We start from the raw sequence: 1,168 nt of genomic DNA on the forward strand, positions 1-1,168 counted from the left end.
GCAAGCCCGCTTGTGTCTAGGTAAGGGAATAGACTCTGGGGTGAGAGGGGTGAATGGCAAGCTGTGAGTCCGCGGTGCTTTAAGCACGAGTGGGAGCAAAGCTGCCATTCACCTTTCTACTCTGGCCCATAAGCCCGAACAGTTGGACGAGCGCCACTCGAATCACAAGCGTGGGCAAAGCCAGAGCACTCTCACTTTTGAGTGTAAGAGGGTTTTGCCATGATTTCCTGGGTCGGTATCGATATCTCCAAATCCAACCTCGTTGTTTGGATTCAGCCTCAGAAAGTGGGGTTCGAGATTACAAATACGCTTGAAGGCTTTGTTGAGCTGACATCGCGTTTAAGCCACTACACGGTTGGCCGAGTATTGCTGGAGGCCACGGGAGGATACGAGCGAAAGGTCGTGGCGGCCTTACAAGAGGCGGGCTTCAATGTGCTCAGGATCAACCCTCGCCGGGCCAGAGCCTTTGCCGTAGCAATGGGCAAGAATGCCAAGACGGATCCCATCGACGCCGCTGTTCTTGCCGATTTTGCCGAGGCTTTGCATGCGTCTCGCGAAAAGCCAATTTCGCCTGGCCGTGAAGCGTTGCGTGAACTCATTCAGTTGCGCGAGCATTTCGTCCAACAGCGAGACGACAACAAGCGCCGGCTGCAGCAGGCCCAGTTGCCAGCGGTTATCGAGGCGATCAAAGACCATATTCGCTATCTGCAACTCCAGATCAAACAGTTCGGTAAAGCCATTAATCAAAGCATGCGAGAGCTGGATGCTGAAAAAGCCGACCGGCTCACTTCAGTTAAAGGCATCGGCACTGTGGCGACCGCCAGCTTGCTGGTTTACCTGCCTGAACTCGGCGAGCTTGATCGCAGAGAAATCGCGGCTCTGGCAGGAATCGCTCCCTACAATGACGACAGTGGCAATCACAGCGGCAAACGCCAGATTTACGGAGGAAGATCCCGCGTCAGACGTGCGCTTTACATGTCGTGCTGGGTCGTGATCCGTTATCACGCTGACTTCAAGGCCCGCTATGAGGCGCTGCGAGAAAGAGGCAAGAGCGCGAAAGTCGCGCTCATCGCCTGCATGCGGATACTACTGATCAGACTAAATGCCATGCTGCGTGACGGCACCGAATGGCGGTGACGAATGGCAGGGTTAAGACAGTTGCTCCCAC

General features: G+C 55.1%; 1 protein-coding gene. It reads left to right on the plus strand.

Annotated features, from left to right (window positions below):
• Positions 1-219 precede the first annotated feature (219 nt).
• Complete coding sequence (locus CAF90_RS29040; RefSeq protein WP_085609292.1) at positions 220-1,137, plus strand: transposase; 918 nt, start codon at positions 220-222, stop codon at positions 1,135-1,137.
• Positions 1,138-1,168 lie beyond the last annotated feature (31 nt).

It is taken from the genome of Pseudomonas sp. B37(2017) (genome assembly GCF_002112885.1).
Taxonomy (GTDB): Bacteria; Pseudomonadota; Gammaproteobacteria; order Pseudomonadales; family Pseudomonadaceae; genus Aquipseudomonas; species Aquipseudomonas paraglycinae.

Coding starts and splice junctions, on each gene's coding strand:
- CAF90_RS29040 (WP_085609292.1), top strand. CDS start 220: ATGATTTCCTGGGTCGGTATCGATATCTCCAAATCCAACCTCGTTGTT.